General features: G+C 46.2%; 18 protein-coding genes. 12 read left to right on the plus strand and 6 right to left on the minus strand.

Annotation, left to right across the window (positions count from 1 at the left end):
* From QUB12_RS26790 to QUB12_RS26805, 4 genes are all read right to left on the minus strand, one after another.
* The coding region (locus QUB12_RS26790; RefSeq protein WP_333309208.1) for a glycosyltransferase at positions 1-252 on the minus strand (252 nt) is incomplete at its 3' end.
* A gap of 66 nt (positions 253-318) precedes the next feature.
* A complete protein-coding gene (locus QUB12_RS26795) occupies positions 319-1,026 on the minus strand; it encodes a L,D-transpeptidase (protein ID WP_333309210.1) in 708 nt (235 codons plus the stop codon).
* 322 nt (positions 1,027-1,348) lie between these two features.
* Positions 1,349-2,464, minus strand: a complete 1,116-nt coding sequence (mraY, locus tag QUB12_RS26800) for a phospho-N-acetylmuramoyl-pentapeptide-transferase (RefSeq protein ID WP_333309212.1) — start codon at positions 2,462-2,464, stop codon at positions 1,349-1,351.
* Positions 2,465-2,593: 129 nt separating this feature from the next.
* Complete coding sequence (locus tag QUB12_RS26805) at positions 2,594-2,833, minus strand: DUF3134 domain-containing protein (protein ID WP_006631296.1); 240 nt, start codon at positions 2,831-2,833, stop codon at positions 2,594-2,596.
* Between the two features lie 413 nt (positions 2,834-3,246).
* On the opposite strand from QUB12_RS26805, the gene QUB12_RS26810 reads away from it, so the two are divergent.
* Together QUB12_RS26810 and QUB12_RS26815 are read left to right on the plus strand one after the other, a co-directional pair.
* Complete coding sequence (locus QUB12_RS26810) at positions 3,247-4,923, plus strand: glycosyltransferase family 4 protein (RefSeq protein WP_333283133.1); 1,677 nt, start codon at positions 3,247-3,249, stop codon at positions 4,921-4,923.
* Positions 4,924-5,178: 255 nt separating this feature from the next.
* Positions 5,179-5,763, plus strand: a complete 585-nt coding sequence (locus QUB12_RS26815) for a PAP/fibrillin family protein (RefSeq protein WP_333283136.1) — start codon at positions 5,179-5,181, stop codon at positions 5,761-5,763.
* Between the two features lie 414 nt (positions 5,764-6,177).
* Here the strand turns inward: QUB12_RS26815 and QUB12_RS26820 are convergent, their stop codons facing one another.
* Positions 6,178-6,417 (minus strand): helix-turn-helix transcriptional regulator, encoded by a 240-nt coding sequence (locus QUB12_RS26820; protein ID WP_333228438.1) that lies wholly within the window; start codon positions 6,415-6,417, stop codon positions 6,178-6,180.
* A 164-nt stretch (positions 6,418-6,581) separates the two neighbouring features.
* On the opposite strand from QUB12_RS26820, the gene QUB12_RS26825 reads away from it, so the two are divergent.
* The 10 genes from QUB12_RS26825 (at position 6,582) to QUB12_RS26870 (ending at position 17,761) form a co-directional block, all read left to right on the plus strand.
* Positions 6,582-6,842, plus strand: a complete 261-nt coding sequence (locus QUB12_RS26825; RefSeq protein WP_333283138.1) for a hypothetical protein — start codon at positions 6,582-6,584, stop codon at positions 6,840-6,842.
* A 218-nt stretch (positions 6,843-7,060) separates the two neighbouring features.
* The gene (locus QUB12_RS26830) at positions 7,061-7,729 is read left to right on the plus strand and encodes a Uma2 family endonuclease (protein ID WP_333283141.1); all 669 of its coding nucleotides are present in this window, start codon (positions 7,061-7,063) and stop codon (positions 7,727-7,729) included.
* A 185-nt stretch (positions 7,730-7,914) separates the two neighbouring features.
* The gene (locus tag QUB12_RS26835; RefSeq protein WP_333105636.1) at positions 7,915-8,169 is read left to right on the plus strand and encodes a type II toxin-antitoxin system ParD family antitoxin; all 255 of its coding nucleotides are present in this window, start codon (positions 7,915-7,917) and stop codon (positions 8,167-8,169) included.
* Positions 8,166-8,471 carry a type II toxin-antitoxin system RelE/ParE family toxin gene (locus QUB12_RS26840; protein ID WP_333158798.1) on the plus strand — a complete coding sequence of 102 codons (306 nt, stop codon included), beginning with the start codon at positions 8,166-8,168 and terminating at the stop codon, positions 8,469-8,471. The genes QUB12_RS26835 and QUB12_RS26840 overlap by 4 nt, the downstream gene beginning before the upstream one ends.
* A gap of 136 nt (positions 8,472-8,607) precedes the next feature.
* Entirely contained in the window at positions 8,608-8,901 is a 294-nt protein-coding gene (locus QUB12_RS26845) for a DUF433 domain-containing protein (RefSeq protein ID WP_333140545.1), read from the plus strand.
* Positions 8,898-9,242, plus strand: a complete 345-nt coding sequence (locus tag QUB12_RS26850; protein WP_333283144.1) for a DUF5615 family PIN-like protein — start codon at positions 8,898-8,900, stop codon at positions 9,240-9,242. Before QUB12_RS26845 ends, QUB12_RS26850 begins: the two co-directional genes overlap by 4 nt.
* 190 nt (positions 9,243-9,432) lie before the next feature.
* Positions 9,433-10,248 carry a PD-(D/E)XK nuclease family protein gene (locus QUB12_RS26855; protein ID WP_333140549.1) on the plus strand — a complete coding sequence of 272 codons (816 nt, stop codon included), beginning with the start codon at positions 9,433-9,435 and terminating at the stop codon, positions 10,246-10,248.
* 118 nt (positions 10,249-10,366) lie between these two features.
* Positions 10,367-12,922, plus strand: coding sequence for a DHH family phosphoesterase (locus QUB12_RS26860; RefSeq protein ID WP_333309214.1), 2,556 nt, complete (start codon positions 10,367-10,369; stop codon positions 12,920-12,922).
* Positions 12,923-13,403: 481 nt separating this feature from the next.
* On the plus strand, positions 13,404-15,707 hold the full coding sequence (locus tag QUB12_RS26865; protein ID WP_333309216.1) for a serine/threonine phosphatase: 2,304 nt from the start codon (positions 13,404-13,406) through the stop codon (positions 15,705-15,707).
* Positions 15,708-16,519: 812 nt separating this feature from the next.
* Entirely contained in the window at positions 16,520-17,761 is a 1,242-nt protein-coding gene (locus QUB12_RS26870) for a protein kinase domain-containing protein (protein WP_333309219.1), read from the plus strand.
* 165 nt (positions 17,762-17,926) lie between these two features.
* Here the strand turns inward: QUB12_RS26870 and QUB12_RS26875 are convergent, their stop codons facing one another.
* A complete protein-coding gene (locus tag QUB12_RS26875) occupies positions 17,927-18,145 on the minus strand; it encodes a DUF4327 family protein (protein WP_193973492.1) in 219 nt (72 codons plus the stop codon).
* Positions 18,146-18,582: the final 437 nt, after the last annotated feature.

Below are 18,582 nucleotides of genomic sequence, written 5' to 3' on the forward strand. Positions count from 1 at the left end.
GGTGCCCCCGTGCCCGCCCATCCCCCCGTGGTTGCCCCGAAACAGCCCTGGGAGTGAGGGGGGGTTAGAGGCTGCTGTTTGGATGATGGTTGAAGTGCGATCGCGACTGTTGTTGTCTACTAAGAGATATTCTACACTGTCGATCGGATAAGTTTGCGATCGCAGGCACTCGATCAACTCCGGCAAATCCATCTCGCCGTTGTAAACTGGCACAACCACCGAAACTTGCGGTAAAAACCCGTCACTGTTCATTAAATTCTTGTGGAACAGGCCGGAAAGCCTGTTGCTTCAGAAAAACAAGTTTTATACCAGTTTACCTTATTTAACAATTTCTACTGCCGTTCCCTTCTGCACAAACCCATACAACTCCTCAACATCCTTATTTTCCAGCGAAACGCAGCCCAAAGTCCAGTTCGATCGATATTTTATTATATTATCCGAATTAGGAGGAACGCCGTGAATCCCGATTTCGCTGCCCACGCTATCGCCCCAGCCAATTGTACCATTTTGCTTAGCTTTTATATGTTTTCGCCAAGATTGTTTAGTTGGATAATCCAGCCACAGAAACTTTGACCAACTTTCGTGAGGATACATATCTTTAATCCTAAAAACACCTTCCGGCGTCCGCAAATCCCCTGCTTTTAATTTATCACCTGCGGGATTGCCACCAAATACTACAGGATAAGATTTTACTGGCTTTTTGCTATCGTATACAGTCAGCCTGTATTTTGATTTTTCAACTAGGATGGAAATTCTGTTTTTATCTAACTTATCTGGTTCGCCTAAAATGTGTCTTAGCGGCTTGTCGTAGTTTAATAAATTATCGGGCGGGAATTGGGTATGCAAAATATTTAAATCATCAGCCGGACAGTTATTTAAGCAGAAAACGTCTAAAATGTAGGGAATTGGAACAGCATAACCCAGCCTAACGAGGTTCCAGTAAAAAACTAAGCTAGCAGCCAGCAATAGAAGGCTTGTAGATGAAACAGTTCTTCCAATATTGCCCCTGATTTTTTTTATTTCCATTGCATTAACTAGGGATATTATAGATTGTTCGGCGGTTGAAACTGCTACTTACTACAGAAACGAAGTCCCTCTCTAAGAGACTAAGAAATGTGGAACAGTCCAAAAGCGTGTTGCTTTAGCTTTAAACGGGCAAGATGCCCGTTCCACAACTGCATTGAGTTATTGTGGAACAGGCATCTTGCCTGTTTCTTTCCCTTAAACAGGCAAGATGCCTGTTCCACAACTGCATTGAGTTATTGTGGAACAGGCATCTTGCCTGTTTCTTTGAAATAGGAGAAAATATCTCTTGCATCCCCTGCACAATCCGTTACCAAATCCGCGGTTAACTGTTGCTAGTAAACATCAAAATCATTAACACTAACACCCCGTTTGTTAAATAAAAGATGCCAACAACCTGAGTTTCCAACCAGCCGCACAACTCTAAATGATGGTGCAGTGGAGCCATTCTTAACAGACGCTTGCCGATGCCATCCGGGCCTTTTGTAGCTTTGTAATAACCTACTTGAGCAATTACTGACAGCGTTTCAATAAAGAAAATCCCGCTGATAATTAATAATATCCAAAGGCTATTTGTTAATAAAGCTACCGCACCCAACGCACCGCCCAAAGCTAAAGCACCTGTATCGCCCATAAACACCTTGGCTGGATTGCGGTTGTGTGCTAAGAAACCGAAACAACTGCCGCTGATGCAAGCGCAAAATATCATTAATTCTGGCGAAGTTGAGGCTACAGATGCGCCCAATCCCAAAAGTGCGATCGCCCCCAAACCTCCCATCAACCCGTCAACACCATCGGTAATATTAGTAGCATTGCTTTCGGCAACTAGCACAAAACCCGCCAGCGGCCAGAACAGCAAACCTAATGGCAATACCCAACCGAAAGGCAAAGCAACATTCGTAGAAATTGCTGGTTGATGAAACATCAGCCACAGACAAAATAGAGCAGCAAAACTTATTTGCAAAGCCAATTTCATCCGAGGTGAAATACCTTTGTTCGACTTGCGTCGCAGAATTTGCCAGTCATCAATCCAGCCAATGAAACCGTAAGCTAAAGTTAAAGCCGATACGGCAACAACATCTGAGTTAAACTTAGACCAAAGTAAAGCGACTGCTACCCCAGCAGGTATAAAAAAGATGCCTCCCATTGTCGGCGTTCCCGCTTTTTTCAAATGGGCTTGGGGGCCGTCTTCGCGAATTATTTGTCCTGCTTTTAGTTGCTGGAGTAGGGGTACAACTGCATAGCCCAACCCCGACGCAACTAAAGCACAAACAATTAGCGGCATAAATAGCGATGCAGGTAAATTCAAAAATCTATCCGCTGCTACATCTAAACCGATCGCTACAGTGCCTAGCCCCAAACCCAGCAGCAGGAATAAATTCCTGCCCGTAAGTTTGAAAGGCAGACTAAAAGGGATTTTCTCATCCAAAAAGTTATCCATAACACTCCTCACCACACACTATTTGAGAATAAGCAATTGACAATGGGGAATAGGGTGCGATACAGGAGATTGAGAAATCTCTTAGTTTTTCTTCCCTGTTTCCGGTTGATTTCTTCACCCTTTTACCCGTTATTCTTCGCCTACACTCACATCCTCTTCTACTTCCTCTTCTAAATCATCGTAAGGACTGTCGTCAACTGCCATAAGTTCCGAAATTTCTTCTTCGTGCAGATAGTCGGGTTCTTGGACATCCCTTGCTAACAGGCGATTGTTAGATTCCAACCAGTCTAAAAGAGAAGATTGCTGTTTTAATGGAATTACATCCGCAGGTAAATGGCGAGGAATTTGACGCAGAGATGGGTTGTACATGATTATTGGTTTTTAAAGACAAAGACGCGATCGAGTAGAGGTAACGTTTTGCCGACGAACTGCTCCTTTGATCAAGCACTTGCAAATCGGGCATTTAGCAAGGCTAAAGCATTATACCACAGGCACTGTTTGGTTCCGGATCGGGATAAGATGGGAGACCGAAAAGGCGATCGCCCCCAAGCATGGGCATGAGGATAACACTAAAATCCGCTCTTGCCAATCCTTCTTTAGCCGTAAGCATTGTAATCTAAGACGATCGTCTTTAAGATATCGCGGGACAAGTGGCGATCGTATTCTGCAAGCTTCGCTAACGGCAAGGGTTTGATTCACAACAGTCTCCTGGTTTTTCATCAAAGCCTGAGCTCGAATGCCGTCTGGCTTCTTCAGTCAACTCTCAAGCAATAAATCTCAGAATGGATATAACGGCAGCGGTTTTATACAACAAAGAGGGCTACGACACCGGAGGGCAAAAACTTCTGGGGCGTCATTCAGCCGGAGAAGGGTTTCTCAAAAGCTTAGTCCAACACGGAACCGCTGACTCTCTCTACTGTTACGCCGACAGCAAAACAACCTTTAAGGAGTTTTGTTCGCACATCCAACCTTGGCTGCAAAAACCTCGGAAAGTCCGCTGGATTCCCACAGAACGACCGGATTTGCTATCTCAACCGGGCACAATTTACCGACCCGATCCGCTTCTGTCGCAGATGGTTTGGGCGCGCAGATTTGTCGATCAGCGGGCCTACAGCGTTTGCGGCGTTACTCACACGATCGGTACAAAATACATCATGGGGGCGATCGGCGATTTGATAACCGCACCCATGCAGCCTTGGGACGCCCTGATCTGCACCTCTGAAGCGGTGAAAACAGCAGTAGAAGGAGTTATGAGGGAGTGGTCTGAATATTTAGCCCAGCGCAACGGCGGTAAACCGGAAATTTTAGTCAAATTGCCGGTTATTCCCCTAGGAGTGGATTGCAGCGCGTTTCCGCAGGGTGTGGAAGCAGTTAATAGTCGCCGCCAACTGCGACAAGAACTCGGCATTTCTCCCGAAGATATAGTTGTGTTATTTGTCGGTCGATTGATTTTTTCTGCAAAAGCTCATCCGGTACCGATGTACATCGCCCTAGAGGGCGCCGCACAACAGACAAAAGCCAAAATCCACTTAATTCAAGCAGGTTGGATCGAAGATCCGAGAGAAGAACCCGACTTTAAAAATAGCGCGCAAATCTTTTGTCCCTCCGTGAATGCTATTTTTTTAGATGGGAGAAAGCCGGAAATTAGAATAAATATTTGGTCGGCCGCCGACATTTTCATTTCGCTTTCGGACAACGTTCAAGAATCCTTTGGGCTGACGCCAATTGAAGCAATGGCAAACGGACTGCCGGCCATAGTCTCCGATTGGAACGGATACAAAGAATCTGTACGCCACGAAATAGACGGCTTCCGCATTCCCACACTCATCCCGCCCCCCGAATCTTGTTTAGATTTAGCGCTAAATTATCTTGACGACAGCTTAAATTGGCCGACTTACATGGGTCACACTTCTCTCGCGACAGCAGTTGACATTGATGCTTGCACTCTGGCGTTGTGTCAATTAATTGAAAACCCCGAATTGAGAAAGCGGATGGGGGAAAATGCCCGACAAAGGGCGAGGGAAATTTATGATTGGAAAGTAGTAATTGCTGCTTACGAACAATTGTGGCGGGAATTAGCAGAAATTCGCCTTGCGGCACCGGAGTCAGCACCTTTAAAACCTGGGAAGCCGCCTTATCCCCTAGGCGACGATCCGTTTCGGGTATTGGGCCATTATGCGACTAGAAGTTTAAGCAATGAGATGATGCTGAGTCTGGGTGCGATCGCCACACCAGAACTTTTAAAGCAGGTACAGACAATTAGGTTTACCAGTTTTGGTGAGGATAGGAGAATATCTGTTAGCATTCAGATGGAGATATTGGAGATAATTAAGCAGGAAGGTGCGATCGGCGTGGGGGAACTTATCCGACGCTACGTTAAAAACGAGCAAGAATTAGCCGACCTGTATCGGACTTTGCTTTATTTGGTGAAATTTGATATCTTAGTAATTAGTTGTTAAGCTGTCACGCATTTAAATTGCATATTCAGGGCGGGCGAGACGCCCACCCCACAAGAATTATATTGTTTTTTGACATTCTATTTAAATGCACAACAGCTTAATACTCTGCGGACTCGGCGATTAATATCGCTACTACACAAAATTTCCTCCCTCTCGCTTGAGACTGAAGAAAAGAGCGGTCTCACTTTTGCCTCACCTTCGATAATTAATCCGTGTATTCGTGTCAAAATCCGTGTTCTTCCTTCTTAAAAAATCATGCTTAGAAAATCTGCACTCTTAGAGATAATTGCTGGTAAGAATCGAGGTTTGCTGGCGACTCCCAGCGACAAACAAGCGATTTTAAGTGCGATCGCCCAATTGGAAGATTACAACCCCACGCCTCGCCCTGTCGAAGCTGCAGAGCTTTTAAATGGTGATTGGCGGTTATTGTACACCACCAGCCGCGAACTGCTGAATCTGGACAGTTTTCCCTTGGTCAAATTAGGTCAAATTTATCAATCTATCCGCGTCAAAGAATCTAAAATTTACAACATTGGCGAACTTTACGGCTTGCCTTATTTGGAAGGAATTGTCAGTGTGGCGGCGAGATTTGAGCCAACTTCCGAACGGCGAGTGCAGGTGAAGTTTGAGCGGTCTATAGTAGGTTTAAGCAGGTTGATTGGCTATGAATATCCGGGGAAGTTTATCGATGAGATTGAGTCGGGGAAAAAGTTCGCGGCTGTAGATTTTGGGCTGGATACTCGCGAACAGCAGGGATGGCTGGATATTACTTATTTGGATAAAGATTTGCGGATTGGACGGGGGAATAAAGACAGTGTTTTTGTCTTGACAAAAGAGTGATTTGTTATTATTTGATATCGGGGCGGGTTTTACGAAAAATCTCAGCCTAAGACCCACAATCTTTTAAACCCGCCCCGACCTAATTGCCAAGTTATTATTTGATATCGGGGCGGGTTTTACGAAAAATCTCAGCCTAAGACCCACAATCTCAAAAACCCGCCCCGACCTAATTACCAAGTTATTATTTGATGTAGGGGCGGGTTTTACGAAAAATCTCAGCCTAAGACCCACAATCTCAAAAACCCGCCCCGACCTAATTGCAAAGCCCACAGTTTCATAAACCTGATCCTACAGGTAGATGGGGATTTGCCGTTGGGTGGGGGCGGGTTTAAAAGATGATCGATTTTAGACAATTATTTTCTGTAAAACCCGCCCCTACAATACTTTACATTCTCTAATAAATCCAGAGGATTCTTACTCTGTCAGTTTTGTCTGTTCTTTCTTTTCCGTCGGCATTGACTTTCTGACAGCTAGCATCAACTCCGCTTCGCTACATCGATACAAATCTCGCATTCGGAATACTTGCCAAACTTCCATCTTTGGCAAGGTTCGGCTTTTTTCCCAGTTGCGAATTGAAGACTCCGCGCATTCTAGTTCCCGTGCTACGTCTAAGATTGTCAGCCCTGCACGTTCTCTCAAGGCTCTCAAATCCATAGCTGAATAAACCTTTCAATATAGCAAGTGTGAATATTTAGCGCCAAGTATTGACACATGAGGTGAGTTTGGTGTTTAATCATAGTAGTAGAGGCGTTAGTCGATTTCCGGCAAGAGACTTACTAACGCCCTTTCCTGTAGTCCATAGAGGATACTAAACCATCATGCCACAAAACGGTTATCAACAGGGATTCGCTGCGAATCCTGGGGCGATCGCGTACCAAAAACGCCTTTACCCTTGGGCGATCGCCAAACTCATGCCCAGTATGCAGCGGGCGATTGTGGGGCGATTTCGCAGTCGATCGGATGCTGACGGGCACTTGCTGTGTCTGCGCCAACTGATGCCTCAAGCAACGCTTGTCGTAGTCTTTGACTTGCAGCCAGATTTAGAAGTACCAATTGCGGCGCCCACAGCAATTCGATAAGCACAAGGATTGCGATCGCCATTTGTAGGGGCGGTGCCCCCGTGCCCGCCCCTTCGTCTGACTTCAAGTCGATCTTTCTTGTATTTTCCTTCTTCCTTTTTAAGAATGACTCAGACTCGATAATTCATTCGTGTATCCGTGTAGTGCCTTCCTTCTTCCTTTGGCTATAAATAGCGACTTAAGTTAGGATAATTTTATCCTCAATTTGCTTTTAAATCATGACTTCTACAACTGTAAAATTCATCTTGCCTCAAGTGGGTGAAATTCCTCAATGGCAAGCCGCGACATGGGAAGATTATGTAGCAGCCTGCGAAGATCCATCTTTGGAGGAAGCCAGAATATTTTTTTATGAAGGATATCTTTGGATAGACATGGGTAATGAAGGGCCTCAGCACGCCAGATTTAACGATCTGTTTACTATCATATTTTTCGTGTGGTTTACTACCAAAATAGGACAAACTTTTGATTCTCTCAGCGGTTGTGTAATTGAGAAACCTAAAGTGGGAGCGGGTGCACCAGATAAAGTTTTATACATCGGCGGAGATTTCCACCAATGGCAAAAAGGGGAACCTCGCCGAATTAATCTGAATCAGTCGCGAGTTCCCGATTTAGTCGGGGAGATAGCCGATACTACTTTGGCCAGCGATTTAGATGAAAAGAAGCGGCTTTATGCTGCTTTGGGAATTCCTGAGTATTGGGTAGTAGATATTAAGGGCGAGAGAGTTTTGGCATTTCGCTTGCAGGAAAACGGGAAATATCATGAATGCGAAATTTCCGGTGCGCTTGAGGGATTGCCAATTGCTTTGCTGTCGGATACTTTGAAACTTTTGGGTGAGGGAAATGGGACGGCGGCGATGTGGTTTGCTCAACAAATTGGGAAGTTGTAGAGAGGTTGGCGAAAAGTGCGTTAGCGAAGCCCTCGAAGAGGATCGCAGGCGATTCACAATAATTTTTTCAAGCTCGACTTTAGGGCAGCCACAATCTCTGAGAATGTTGATATTTGTGCTAAGCTAATCTACAAAAGATGTCACGATCGTGCAGTAACCTTTCTGTGATTTAAAGGAGCAAGTCAATGAATATTGTCTTAAAGCCGGAATACGAAGAGTTTATTCGATCGCAAATTCAAAGCGGAAAATATGGCAGCGCTGAAGAACTAATTGGAGAAGCGATCGCACTTTTAAGAGAACGAAAACAACGCATCGAAGAACTCCGCCAGAAAATAGCAGTGGGAACTGCACAAATTGCTAAGGGACAAGTGACAGATGGAGAAATTGTGTTTGCCAAAATTCAAGAAAAGATCGATCGAAGAGAACAGTCAGGGGCATGAACAGTTATACATTTTCAGATGAAGCCGTCCGAGACTTGAATGAGATTTGTGAGTACATTGCTGGCAATAGTTCCAGGGCAGCCAGCGAGCTTTTTGATGCAATTCGTCAAAAATGTAAACTTGTCGCCGAATTTCCCAATATGGGCAAACGCTATGAGAGGTTATCCCCCAACTTGCGCGGATTTATTGTTAGGGATTATTTAATTTTTTATTACCCGAGATCGGACGGGATTGATATTGCTCGCGTTCTGCGGGGCGATCGAGACTTGGAATTATTGTTTTTAGAGTTAGGGGAAGATTAATTAGCGTTGGATCGATCTGAACGGGCGATCGCACTTGTAAAAAAGGGCGATCGCGCTTAATGCTTCTCAATTTTTTGCACACTTTTAGCTGAAATAATAACATATAATAAAAATATATCTGCCCTGTTAATCTGCCATGAATGTACAATCTGTTTCGCGTTATGTCGCACGTCACCCTGAAATTTTGCAAAGCGAACCAATTATCGCAGGAACCAGGACTTCCGTTCGGGCGATCGTGGAATTGTGGCGTTTGGGTATTACTCCTGAAGAAATCCCGATGCACTTACCTCACCTGAAATTAGCTCAAATTTTTGACGCGCTGAGCTTTTATTTGGATAACCAGGAAGAAATAAATACTTATATTGAGCGCAATCGAATTCCTGAAGAATTGATTCATCCTGCTGTTAAAGCTGCAATGAGAAAGCCGTGAAACTGTTTGCAACTATTTATACAGATGAAGATGTTTCAAGGCTTGTAGCTACTTTACTGCTGGCTAGAGGGTTCGATGTGACGACAACCAGCGAACAGGGAATGCTGAGTAAATCCGATAGCCAACAATTAGCTTACCCAGCATCTATGGAGCGATGTTTGCTCACCCATAATCGCGTAGACTTTGAGCGACTGCATCTAGATTATATGAGAGAAGGAAAACAACATTCGGGGATTATTGTGATCCCTCAAAAGAACGCCTATGAGATTGCTCAACGGGTTGCCATTTTATTAAATACGCTAACGGCTGATGAAATCGCTAATCAGCTTTTATATGTATAAAGCGATCGCACTTGGGAAAGCAAAGGGCGATTCCCTACGGGATAGCTACGCACGCGCGTACTCTCCTCCAAAAATGCGATCGCCCTAATTTATCTGCGTTTATCTCCGTCCATCTGCCGACATCTGCGGTTAAAAAAAAATCTCTACCCCTTACAATCATAAAAAATATAAAATCTAAAATCATAAAAAAATGCTCCGACTATCCCAAACCCAACTCAAAATTCTCGAAGAATGCCCCCGCAAATTCCAACACAGCTACCTCGAACTACTCGCCACCACCGCATCCCCAGAACACAAAGAAAAACTCACATGGGGAAGCCACTTTCACCTATTAATGCAGCAGCGAGAACTCGGACTTCCCATTGAATTCATCATCCAACAAGACCCCGAACTGGGACGCTGTGTGGCAGCATTTATCAACACCGCACCCGAACTTTTCGCTAATTCAGAAAATAGCGATCGCATTTTCCGCCAAGCCGAACACCCCCGCACCCTAATTTTCCAAGACTACCTATTCACCGTTATCTATGACTTGCTAATAGCAGAACCAAACGCCGCGCAAATTCTCGACTGGAAAACCTATCCCCGCCCTCAAAAATCAAAATGGATAGCCGAAAGTTGGCAAACTCGCCTCTATTTATATGTTTTAGTAGAAACCAGCGACTATTCCCCCGAACAAGTTTCCATGACATACTGGTTCGTACAATTGCAAGGAGAAGAACCGCCGCAAAAACTCACGTTTTATTACAACCAAACAGAACACGATCGCACAAAACAAGATTTAACCCACCTATTGCACCAGCTAAGCGAGTGGCGACAGCGCTATACCGAAGGCGGCGAATTCTTACCCCAAGTAGAAATTAGTTCCAATCTTTGCGATTCCTGTCAATTTGCAACTCGCTGCAACCGCACAACAGACAACACAGCTTCCTCATCCAATCTTTCCGCAGAAACTCCCACAGATTGGCTGCCAAATCTTGCTATCATTGAGGAAATGTCTATTTAATTCAAATCTTTTACTATGCCAACTATTAGTCCCCGGTGGGGGCGGGTTTATAGATATTGTGGATGTGAATGAAAGATTGTTGGTGAACCCGCCCCTACAGGAATTAATGAAATAACTTATGACAGAACTACTTCAAAATTTGCCAACTCAACCCCTATCCCAACCCCCAGCTTGGCTGATCCAAGCTGTCAGGAACCATGCACCAGAACTCCCCGGAAACTATGCCGCCGCACTTCTCTGGTATAGAGGAATTCACAACCCCGAACAAATACCAGGTTTCTTAAACCCCCAACTTTACCAACCAGCAAGTCCCTTTGAATTCGGGCTAGAAATGAACTGGGCGATAGAAAGAATCCAGCAAGCACGAAACAGCGCAGAAAAAGTTGCAATTTGGGGAGACTTCGACGCCGACGGCATTACCTCAACCTCTGTTTTGTGGGATGGACTGGGAGAATTTTTTACTCAAAACGACCAACTAACTTATTACATTCCCAACCGATTAACCGAATCTCACGGACTCAATATCACAGGAATAGATGCCTTAGCAAAAGCGGGAATTAGCTTAATTATTACCTGCGATACAGGCAGTACAAACATCGCCGAAATCGAATATGCCACCAGCTTAAACATCGATACAATTGTCACCGACCATCATACATTACCAGACGATCGCCCGCCAGCTACAGCCATTATCAATCCCCGCTACTTTCCCCCAAGCCACCAACTATTTAACCTTTCAGGAGTGGGAGTAGCTTATAAATTAGTTGAAGCATTATATGACACATTACCGGATATTCCGCAGCGCCCGATCGCAGATTTATTAGAATTAGTAGCGATCGGCTTAATTGCCGATTTAGTCCAACTTACAGGAGACAGCCGCTACCTAGCACAAATCGGCATCCAACAACTGCAAAAACAAATCGCAAATCCCACCCGCCCGGGAGTTGCAAAATTGCTCGAACTGTGCAAAAGATCGGGCGATCGCCCAACCGACATATCCTTCGGGCTCGGCCCCCGAATCAACGCCGTCAGCCGCATTCAAGGTGACGCCAGCTTCTGCGTAGAACTCCTCACCAGCCGCGACAAAAAACGCTGCGAAGAACTAGCAAATTTAACCGAAATTGCCAACTCCCGGCGCAAATCTTTACAAAAAGATGTTGCCAAAGATGCCGCCGCCAAATTAGCCAAACTCGACCTCTCAACTACTAGCGTCATCGTCCTCAGCGACCCCCAATGGCCCGTAGGAGTATTAGGATTAGTAGCGGGACAAATCGCCCAAGAATACGGCCGTCCCGTGATTTTATTCAGCACAGAAGGAAGCGAAGAAATTAAGGAAAATTCCCAGGAAACCCAATTGACCTCTTTCTTAGATTCAGAATCAAAAACACTTTCCCCATCCAAAATTGCTAGGGGTTCGGCGCGTTCCGCCAATCAAATTGACCTTTACCAATTAGTCAAAGACCAAGCGCATTTATTGGACAGATTTGGTGGTCATCCCTTCGCCGCCGGATTGAGTCTCCCTGTTGAAAATATCCCCCTATTTACCGATGCGGTAAATCAGCAACTGCGACAACAATACAGTACAGATAGTTTAACAGCCGCCCCAGTTCAAGCAGACCTAAAAATTACTGTCTCCGAATTAGGCAAAGACTTATTTCAAGAACTAAAATTGCTCGAACCGTGCGGTATGGGCAACCCCGCACCCAAATTGCTGATTGAAAACTGCTGGTTTGACAATCTGTGGAATCAAAAAATCAAAGACTTGAAAGGGCAAAAAGTAGAATATCTTAAAACAGAATTTACAATTAGGGATGAATCTAGCGATACTGGATTTCCCGGCCTTTGGTGGGGACATAATCAAAATGAAGTTCCCCAAGGTCGCTGCGATGTCACCGTTGAACTAGATTTTAATACTTACAAATCGCGGTATGAAGTGCGCCTCGTAGCAGTGCGGGAACGCACGGCAGACAACCCAATCAATTCCCCGACTAAAATAGATTGGATCGTAGACTGGCGCAATAGAAATAATGAGGAAGAGTTGTTAGCAGCCAGCACAAACTTAGAATCTCCAATGCCGATCGACAATCTAGTTTACAATTCCGAAATGGTCGATCGCGAAAACTCGATCGTCCTCAAAGAATGCCCCGCAAGCTGGGACGAACTGCGGATCTGGTTTAGGCAAGCACAGCACACTCAGAAAAAACTCGCGATCGCCTACACATTACCCCCACTCGTACCCCCACAGCAAATCTGCCAACAGCTAATCGGCATCGCCAAATACCTCAGCCGCACCAAAAAACCCGTCACCAGACAGCAACTCCGCCAGAAACTCGGCATCAGCGACACATCCTTGCAACTAGGGTTCAAAACCCTAACATATCTCGGTTTTAAAATCAATTATCGCGATCGAGCTTTCCACATCACCAGACAACCCGAAACCGCACAGCAGCAAGACGCGCCCGATCAAATCCCCAAATCCTTATTAGATAGCCAATCCATCCAATCCTCCGTGCCAAATTCCCCCATCGCCGCCCGTTTTGCAGCGCAATTCCTAGCAGCAGTCTCCGAAGAACAATTCCGGCGGAAATATTTCTGTGAAGTACCCCTTTCCACCATTGTGTCGATCGCCCGAGAGACCGTTTTCCAAGAAGATTCTACAGCAAATCCCTTCTAACTGAGATATTGGACTATTCTCAAGAACAGGCAAGATGCCTGTTCCACAAGAAAATTAACTCTTTGTGGAACAGGCATCTTGCCTGTTCATAAAAAGCTTATTGAGAATGGTGCAACACATGAGTTCTGACTGACATATTGCACCATTGTTAAGAACGGGCTCTTCGGCCCGTTCCACTCATGAGATAACTTTTATTGTCGGGCCCGCACGCTGTTACCACCGGTGGGGCTGGCTTTTGGGGCCCTGAAGCGAGAGAAGTTGTTGTAGATGTGGCTTAAGAGGCCTATTCCTGACACCGATGCAACATCTCAGTTCTAAGAAATATCTTACTTCTGAATTCATCCCGATAAAATAAGGCATAGGCCAATGGGAGTTATCCGTTGCGACTCAGGCCCAAAACTCATAACTCCTAACTCACAAGCCACAACCCAAAACTCCCCACCGCTTTCACTCGATCGCCCATCTCCAATTTAAAACCCCTATGCTTCTGTGTCCCCGCTGCCAATTTGAAAATCCCAATCCAAACAAGTTTTGTCAACAATGCGGAAATTCCCTAATTTACAAACCTTGCCACGAATGCGGTGCCCAAGTCGCTTTTAGCGCCGCATTATGTCAGAATTGCGGCGTCGCAACAGGTCAAGTGTGGCGGGCCATTATCTGCGGTCGATCGAATTTTCCAGCAGTCGAGCCACAGGAGTCAACCCTACCCCCAGCCGAATTTCCCCAAAAACCAGAGATGGTTCCAGAAATCCCATCGCGCCAAAACTCTCCTGAACCAATCACAGACGCCATTAAAACCGAAATAACCACCCCAGCCGAACCCCCAATAGCAGTCGCATCAACTTCTCCACAGCCAAGCGACGGCGAATTCAGCAGCACAGAAATTGACCCTGTGGTAGCCGTGGGGGCGATCGCACCAGCATCCTTTCAAACAACAGAAAAAAGCTCTACTACAGCACCAGAGCGCGAAATAACCCCATCTGAGCAGCATTTTACAATCGCATCACAGCCTCAACAAATCCAGGAAGCAACAGAGAACCCCGACAGCCCAAACATAGCTGACATCTCCCCCCAATCTCCACAATTCCCCGTCCCCAATTCAGAATATTTAATCCCTTCCCAGCAAGCAGGAGCTTATTTAGACACTCAGCAGCGCTACCAACTCCTAGAAACCGTGCCGCCGAGAAAACGCTCCGACACAGTAGAAGTAACAGTATTGGACTGTCAGCCGCTGGAAATGTCACCCCTCAAAGCCATGCTAGCAGCCAACTCTGCCAGCGTCGCCAGACGAACATCCCCCTATAGCGCAGCAATCAAACGCGGAGAAAATTCAACCAATTCCGCCTTAGCAGAGCTTTGCCAAGGCATAGCTGAACCTTATCTGGCACTCCGGTGGCAATTCTCTCACAACCTGCCAGTCATTCACGATAGCTGGTCAGACAACGAACAGGCAGTGCTGCTGCTAGAAGACTGCTCCCAATGGCCGCTGCTGGTAGAACGCTGGAGTCAACCCGAAACTTCCACCCAGCAAATTTTATACTGGCTGCACGAAATGACAGAACTGTGGGCTGCCCTAGAACCCTGGCGCTGTCGGCAAAGCTTGTTGGAACTGACAAATTTGCGAGTCAACCCCGACTCTTCCTTTTCCTTGGCTTCTTTGCGACTGCAATACCTCTATCCCGAACCCGCCGGCTCCAACCTGCAACTGGTAGATTTGGGGCAATTGTGGCAGGTGATATTTAGCCAGTCCGATCATCGCACTCAGTTTGGCGCATTGCTCGACCTGCTGCAACAAATGTACAGAGGCGAGATTAACACAATCGAAGAATTGCGATCGCGCCTAGAAACAGTTCCCCTCGAACTCCAACCCGCACCTTCACCAAGCTCAACCCCGACACGCAGGCATTACCGCAGCCTCGACGAGTCCCCCCCCGAGGTTGGCGAGGTCTTAACCCAGCCGATGCCACTCCAGATTTACAGCTTAGAAGACGCAGGCCTCACCGATGTCGGCCGCACCCGCGACCACAACGAAGACTTCTTCAGCATCTGGACTCAGCTCAACAAACTCGAAAGCTCCTTCGGTCGCATCTTTCAAACCAAAGGGCTTTACATTCTCTGCGACGGCATGGGCGGACACGACAGCGGAGAAGTAGCCAGTCAACTAGCGGCTGAAACCCTCAGAGAATTCTTTCAAACCCGTTGGGAAAATCAACTACCTCCGGCAGACACCATCCGCGAGGGAGTCCTGCTAGCCAACAAAGCCATCTTTGAAATCAATCAAAAAGACGGACGCTCCGGCAGCGCCCGCATGGGTACAACTCTAGTCGCAGTCTTAGTTCAAGACACCCAATTCGCCGTTGCCCACGTCGGCGACAGCCGCCTCTACCGACTGAGAAAGGGACAAACCCTAGAAAAAATCACCTCAGACCACGAAGTAGGGCAGCGCGAAATTAAGCGCGGGGTTGACCCGGAAACTGCTTATGCCCGTCCCGACGCCTATCAACTAACTCAAGCCATCGGCCCGCGAGACAGTAATTTTCTCAAGCCAGAGGTACAGTTTTTAGACTTGTGCGAAGATACCTTATTAATTTTGGCTTCGGACGGCCTGACAGATAATGATTTGTTGGAAACTCACTGGCAGAACACTCTCGAACCCCTTTTCAATCCCCAAGCTGATCTCGACCAGGGAGTTTCCCAATTGATTGAACTGGGCAACAAACGCAACGGTCACGACAATATCACGGCAATTATCATTCGGGCGCAGGTAGGCGCATTTCGATTTTAGAATTTGGATGCTGCCAACTTGTTCAAAGGTGGTGCTTTCCCCCGTGACCCCCTGGGTTAAATCGGCAATTGTTGCAGGGAAAGGAAACAGCTTCTGCCTTTTTCGGGCAAGGCTTTACTACTCGCTCTGTTATTAGGTATCCGGTGTTGAAACAGCTTCAGTTTGATTGCTCAAAAACTGATTGCAGACCCATACGATTTCAGAAAAGCTGTGGAGTACCAACCATTTATCCGTAGCTTTAATTTTGAGACTCGGTTCAGGGAATCTACCGGAAAAACAGGCTTGATAGTAAGTGGATTCATCATAGTTGAAAGAGCTTTCACTTACAAAAATAGTTAGTCTAATGAAAAAAAATTAACTAAAATGAAGTGACTCGGCAGGCGGGCTGATGCGAAATCTGCTTTATACTCGATCGCTGTCGGGGCAATTTGGGTCTAGGTGGGAAGTGCCCGCCCTACCTATAGATGTGAGGGGTAAATCACAACCTGCTGCTACAGCAAATTTACGTAAAAGTTTAGCGATTGTTTACCTAGTTTTTGTAGTTTCAAGTGTTAAATCGATCGACTGTGTTTTAAGGAGCGATCGACCACTCAGAATTTTTACCGATAATTGTTCCCAAAAAAGTATTTATAACTTAATTGTTTATGAAATCTTTAATCACAATCAGGATATTATAAAGTTTTCCTGAAACTAACCTGTGAAGCTCATAAGTAATTTTTAATTTCTAATTTTTCCAAGCCCTACGCCCCAAATCTGTAAATTCCCGCCCACTCTCACTGCCAAATCAGGGAGTTCAACCACATCAATCGAAAATGCTGCTGACTCTTTTAGATCCAGAAAAACAGACCCCCCTGCAACAGTGGAGTTTCGAGAGCGAATCCATTATTCGCATCGGTCGCTCTCCTGAAAATCACGTTGTGATCCCCAATGCTCTAGTGTCGCGGCAGCATCTGGAACTACAAAGAGTTAATAGCGGGAAGTCCAGCCAATGGTACTTAGTCAATTCCGGGACAAATGGCACTTTGGTTAACGGTATTCTCATGTCTCAGGGTTGGATCTCCGACGGTGCCCTGATCCAGTTGGCGCGGGGCGGCCCAATTCTGCATTTCCAAGTGATTACTATTGAACTCGGCGGCCAAATTAAGGCGAACCCCACCGTCAATCTCGCCGCCCCACGGTGCAGCCACGCGGGAAACCCGCCGGGGAATTTATTCTGCATCCACTGCGGCGAACCGATTAAAGTCGATCGCACGGTGCGCCACTACCAAGTGCTGAGAACTTTGGGCCAAGGCGGTATGGGGACAACGACTTTAGCCTGGGATCGAGAGAAAGCAAAAGCTCAAAAACCCGGAAGTTCCCCCGCAGCTTCTCTGGTAGTCCTCAAGGAAATGAATGCTGACATGGCTCAAATAGTCAAAGCTCAAGAACTGTTTGAACGTGAAGCTAAAACTCTCAAGGCCCTCCACCATCCGGGAATTCCTCAGTTTTTTGACTTTTTTGTGGAAGGGGGCAAAAAATACTTGGTGATGGAAATGCTCCACGGCGAGGATTTAGAAAAACGCATCTACAACCGCGGGCCTGTTGCTCCCCAACAAGCAATAGAGTGGATGAGCCAAACCTGTGAGGTTTTGGACTACATTCACTCTCAAAAACCCCCGATCGTCCACCGGGATATTAAACCTGCTAATTTGCTGGTGCGGCACCGGGACAATCGCATTACAGTGCTGGATTTTGGAGCCGTTAAAGAAATCGGCACTCCTCCGGGCACTCGCATCGGCGTTGAAGGCTACACCGCACCAGAACAAGACCGGGGACAGCCTCTCCCTCAGTCGGATTTATATGCTATTGGGCCTACTTTAATTTTTTTGCTGACGGCCCAAAGCCCTCAAAACTTTTACGGCAAAATAGCTGGAGGTTACGGGTTTAAGCTCGAAAATATTCCGACGATCGCCCCCAAGCTGCGGGACACCATTTTGCGAACCACGGCAGCTAAGCCTGGGGATCGCTTTCAAACTGCTCAACAATTAGCTCGAGCTTTAGCAGCTTCGCTTTAACAAAAGTCAGAAGTCAAAACTCAAAAGCCAAAAGTCAGAATTTATGAGGAAGAGGGCAAAAGGAAAAGGGAAGAGGGAAGAATTTAGCAACGGAATTTTATTAAATAAAATTTAGCCGATCGCCTCGGAATTTCTCTCCGACACCCCAGTCCTCCGTCTCCTCTGTTATTCCTCGTCCCAAGCTTCTACAGCTATCAACTCGCTCACGGGGTCTTGCATAGAAAAATCAAACTCTAGCAATTGCTGTTTCCAGTACGGCCATTCGTCGCCGTAAAGCAGAGCAATTTTCCAAATACTGTCTGTCGGCTTGATAATGTCAGACGTGACGAGAGAATGCACCTGACGCTGGAACTTAACCATCGGCTGTATAACCTTCTGGCTCATAATACCTCTTGAATTGTTTAAATTTTGTGAATTACCACTTCCGATCTCACACTTTTTACCGCAGTTTCGCCAAGAACAGTCTCGCCAAGATACGTGTAGATTTTTGTCGGGAAGCTACATATTTAACTTGTATCTTAACACAGTTCGTTTTGACAAGGCCCTATAAGCAGGACTGAAGAGTCAAGACCGACTTCAAAGAATTAATCATCTTTAAAATGTCCCGCTATATGCTGTCGATCGACAGTGGGAGGTTGGCCGCCTCGATTGTTTCCACATCGTTGTTTCCACATAGTGGCAGATGCAAGGGCTGCGTTCGGCTTGTTCTTGACAAGGCTGAGTTTGCGTAGGAGGAACTGCAACTACTGCGCTTTGGCTGCTACAGCGTAATTTCCGCTTTCCTGCGGGTAAACCACACCTGTTTCACCTTCGACGCTGGG

The organism is Microcoleus sp. B7-D4 (assembly GCF_036705125.1).
Lineage (GTDB): Bacteria > Cyanobacteriota > Cyanobacteriia > Cyanobacteriales > Microcoleaceae > Microcoleus.

Excerpts from the sequence above, each read along its gene's own strand:
- QUB12_RS26870 (WP_333309219.1), top strand. The coding sequence starts at position 16,520 with ATGCTGCTGACTCTTTTAGATCCAGAAAAACAGACCCCCCTGCAACAG.
- QUB12_RS26860 (WP_333309214.1), top strand. The coding sequence starts at position 10,367 with ATGACAGAACTACTTCAAAATTTGCCAACTCAACCCCTATCCCAACCC.
- QUB12_RS26815 (WP_333283136.1), top strand. The coding sequence starts at position 5,179 with ATGCTTAGAAAATCTGCACTCTTAGAGATAATTGCTGGTAAGAATCGA.
- QUB12_RS26835 (WP_333105636.1), top strand. The coding sequence starts at position 7,915 with ATGAATATTGTCTTAAAGCCGGAATACGAAGAGTTTATTCGATCGCAA.
- QUB12_RS26825 (WP_333283138.1), top strand. The coding sequence starts at position 6,582 with ATGCCACAAAACGGTTATCAACAGGGATTCGCTGCGAATCCTGGGGCG.
- QUB12_RS26840 (WP_333158798.1), top strand. The coding sequence starts at position 8,166 with ATGAACAGTTATACATTTTCAGATGAAGCCGTCCGAGACTTGAATGAG.
- mraY (WP_333309212.1), bottom strand. The coding sequence starts at position 2,464 with ATGGATAACTTTTTGGATGAGAAAATCCCTTTTAGTCTGCCTTTCAAA.
- QUB12_RS26875 (WP_193973492.1), bottom strand. The coding sequence starts at position 18,145 with ATGAGCCAGAAGGTTATACAGCCGATGGTTAAGTTCCAGCGTCAGGTG.
- QUB12_RS26855 (WP_333140549.1), top strand. The coding sequence starts at position 9,433 with ATGCTCCGACTATCCCAAACCCAACTCAAAATTCTCGAAGAATGCCCC.
- QUB12_RS26845 (WP_333140545.1), top strand. The coding sequence starts at position 8,608 with ATGAATGTACAATCTGTTTCGCGTTATGTCGCACGTCACCCTGAAATT.
- QUB12_RS26820 (WP_333228438.1), bottom strand. The coding sequence starts at position 6,417 with ATGGATTTGAGAGCCTTGAGAGAACGTGCAGGGCTGACAATCTTAGAC.
- QUB12_RS26810 (WP_333283133.1), top strand. The coding sequence starts at position 3,247 with ATGGATATAACGGCAGCGGTTTTATACAACAAAGAGGGCTACGACACC.
- QUB12_RS26830 (WP_333283141.1), top strand. The coding sequence starts at position 7,061 with ATGACTTCTACAACTGTAAAATTCATCTTGCCTCAAGTGGGTGAAATT.
- QUB12_RS26805 (WP_006631296.1), bottom strand. The coding sequence starts at position 2,833 with ATGTACAACCCATCTCTGCGTCAAATTCCTCGCCATTTACCTGCGGAT.
- QUB12_RS26865 (WP_333309216.1), top strand. The coding sequence starts at position 13,404 with ATGCTTCTGTGTCCCCGCTGCCAATTTGAAAATCCCAATCCAAACAAG.
- QUB12_RS26795 (WP_333309210.1), bottom strand. The coding sequence starts at position 1,026 with ATGGAAATAAAAAAAATCAGGGGCAATATTGGAAGAACTGTTTCATCT.